Origin of the sequence: Chromohalobacter sp. 48-RD10 (assembly GCF_029889785.1) — a bacterium.
Classification (GTDB): domain Bacteria; phylum Pseudomonadota; class Gammaproteobacteria; order Pseudomonadales; family Halomonadaceae; genus Chromohalobacter.
This window is the reverse complement of record NZ_JARANX010000201.1, coordinates 1-702: the sequence shown is the minus strand read 5'-3', so window position 1 is coordinate 702 and position 702 is coordinate 1. Positions and strand designations below refer to the sequence as shown.

General features: G+C 48.6%; 1 protein-coding gene. It reads left to right on the top strand.

All coding sequences use genetic code 11. From position 1 onward, the window contains the following. Positions 1 to 697 (top strand): hypothetical protein (locus OP496_RS18245; protein ID WP_280565412.1); only part of this gene is annotated, 697 nt, incomplete at its 5' end. Positions 698 to 702 lie beyond the last annotated feature (5 nt).

Below are 702 nucleotides of genomic sequence, written 5' to 3'. Positions count from 1 at the left end.
TAGTTCGAAGAATGACAGGTGGGAGCAAGACGCACTGGATGCGATTCAGGCCGCGGAGGCCGTGATAATTTTCGATCCGGATGCATGCAAGGAGTCCGACAACGCTGCCTGGGAATGGACCAAAGCACAGGAAGCCGGCAAACCTATCGTCGAGATCCAACCGGATGAAAACAACACGTCCTCATTAGATAAGCTGCGTTCTGTGTATGATCTCTCCGAGGAATTTGAGCGTTGCTTTAGTAAAGGTGCAACCGATAGTTTTGAACTCTATAGGCTGATGATCGACTCATCCGAAAGTCTCATACAACGGAGGCAAAGGACTAACGCATTCTTTATCACCGTAATCGGGAGTCTTCTCGCAATTGCGGGCCTCCTCGTGAAAGCAGGAGCGATAGCCAATGGATCGATTGGCATTGTATACGGATTCTCCGCCGTTGGGTTGTTGCTGTGCAATTCATGGCACAACCTGATTGCGAATTACGGAAAACTCAATAAGGCAAAATTTGACGTAATACTTCGTCTAGAGAAAGAACTCGGTGCCCAAATATACTCGGCGGAATGGGTGGCATTGGGTAAGGGGATGAGACCCGATAAGTACCGCTCATTTACATCGACCGAGCAGCACGTGCCAATATACTTCGGATTATTGATCGTGCTCCTGACATTAATAGCGGCTGTATGGCAGATATGGGGCTAACAAGT